This is a genomic window from Nostoc sp. DedSLP03, assembly GCF_034530815.1.
In the GTDB taxonomy this organism is placed as follows: Bacteria; Cyanobacteriota; Cyanobacteriia; order Cyanobacteriales; family Nostocaceae; genus Nostoc.
The window spans coordinates 1-2,187 of sequence record NZ_JAVRCK010000214.1 but is presented as its reverse complement, the minus strand read 5'-3'; the positions used below and the strand labels follow the sequence as shown (position 1 = coordinate 2,187).

The 2,187-nt window shown below is 39.4% G+C and carries 1 protein-coding gene and 1 pseudogene; one reads left to right on the top strand and one right to left on the bottom strand.

All coding sequences use genetic code 11. The features are described from left to right. Positions 1-84: 84 nt before the first annotated feature. The gene (locus RM368_RS38300; protein ID WP_185592106.1) at positions 85-459 is read right to left on the bottom strand and encodes a hypothetical protein; all 375 of its coding nucleotides are present in this window, start codon (positions 457-459) and stop codon (positions 85-87) included. Positions 460-579: 120 nt separating this feature from the next. On the opposite strand from RM368_RS38300, the pseudogene RM368_RS38295 reads away from it, so the two are divergent. Further along, a pseudogene (locus tag RM368_RS38295) lies at positions 580-1,764 on the top strand (IS4 family transposase); the annotation flags it as partial. Between the last annotated feature and the right edge of the window lie 423 nt (positions 1,765-2,187).

Here is a 2,187-nt window from a genome sequence, read left to right as displayed (position 1 = left end):
CAATACTGCTCGGTTAAGGAGAAATAGAGGTAAAACAAAGAAAATAGTGTTCGCGGATGTTTTACGCGAATAAAAGCAGGGGACTTATTTTTTCTCTTTGAGGCTATCGTACAAGTCCACCCAATTTTGACGAAGAGAGTCGATGCAGGAAGTTAAGTGATCGATTTGAGTTCTTCTAGCCACAGAGAGGACAGCATCAATATGAGCAGGGCTTCCAGCCTTACCCAAATGCTTATATTTGCTCAATTTGTTGGGTTGAGTTGTGGAAAAAATTGGTTTGGTAGCGTGTAATTTATAGTACCAATAAGCTTGCTTTTTTCCGCGTGCTTGATAACGCAAAACACAACAACCAGGTGGTGCAACTTCCCCTGAAGCCTGAATTTGTTGGATAGAGAGTTGTAAAGTTGCAATGGCTTGCTGTAGGAGTTCGGCTCTAGAAATAATGTCAGAGTCAAGCATCTGGCATTTCTCGTGCGTATGGTGATTAAGGGGGTCTGTTCGCGTATAATTTACGCGAACAGATCCGAATTTAGTTTATATTATCTTACAGCCAAAATTAAACGTAAGTATCGGGTGAAAATGTCACTTGTTAATTTTGAGGTTCAACAGCCCTACATTACCCCAAGCCAATTACTACTGGCAATGGATGAAGTAATTCCATCTCAAACAATAACGAACGCAATTATCAGTACTTCTTCTGTTGGGCAACGACAACGAATACTTCCGACTCATGTAGTTGTGGTTTTGGTAATTGCCATGAGTTTTTGGTCATCGGACTCTGTTGTATCGGTGTTCAAAAATCTGATTCATGGCTTCGCCAGTTTACGCATACCGGATAAAATACGTTTTAAAACACCAACTTCTTCATCAATTACCGAAGCACGGCAACGAACCGGGGCATCTGTAATGACTCGTCTGTTTGAGATGGTGGCAAAGCCATTAGCAACAGTTTTTACGCCAGATGCATTTCTGGGAGGACTGAGAATAATGGCTGTAGATGGAACGGTAATGGACGTTCCTGAGACTCAAGAAAATGCAAGAGTATTTGGTTATCCTGGCTCTCGGCCTGGGACATATCCGGCATTCCCGAAAGCCAGGTTAGTTTTTTTGGTAGAAGCAGGTACTCATTTAATTACCGATGCATTCATTAGTCCTTATCGAATTGGTGAAAGAAAAGGAGCTTTAAAATTATTACGAAGTGTTAATGATGGGATGTTGCTGATGTGGGATAGAGGGCTACATTCATTCAAGATGGTTAATGCCGCAATTAAACAAAAATGCCATATTCTTGGACGTGTACCAGCCCACGTTAAATTCGAGGTCGTTCAAACTTTTGATGATGGTTCTTATAAGTCATGGATTGCACCGGATGGTCAGTCCAAAAAGAAAGGTGCAACCCGAATCCCAATCCGTGTAATTGAATATGTTGTTGAAGAGAATGGGATAGAAAAAGTTTATCGTCTGATTACCGATTTGATGGATATTGCGATTTTTCCAGCTTTACTTCTAGCGACTGAGTATCACCAGCGCTGGGAAGCAGAGAATACTTTGGATGAATTAAAAGTTCATCTCAATGGTCGGAAAACTCCTATCCGCTCGAAAAATCCTCGTGAAGTAGTCCAAGAAATTTATGGTTGGTTACTGGGACATTATTGTATACGCTGTTTAATGTTTCAAAGTGCTGAGAAAGTAGGATTATCTCCATTACGTCTAAGTTTTACTGGCAGCCTTAGAGTGATTAGACGTGCTATCCCTTTGTTCCAGATTGCAGTAGAAATATTCCCAGATATTAATGTATTTTTTAGTTGGTTAACTTCGGAACTTTTAGATTTAAAAATCCCACCACCACAGCAGAGAAGTAATCCCAGAGTTGTCAAGAAAACTCGCTCAAAGTTTCAGAGTAAAAAACGATGTCATAGAAATAATGGCACTCCTCGACAACTACTATCTTTTCAAATTTTTAGGAAACTTGTTAAATATATCGATTATTTTGGCGATACAGTAAATTGTTCATCCTCAATTTATAGTTCAACAGATTAAAAATATTCTCAGCAATTGACAATTAAATTTTTCGAGAGTGCCTTCAGGTACAAGCAGCGTTTTTAGCTATTTTTTGTTCTCGTAAACTGCACGCGAACAAAGTATTCTTTATTCCACCATCTATTTTCTCTTAACCGAGCAGTATTG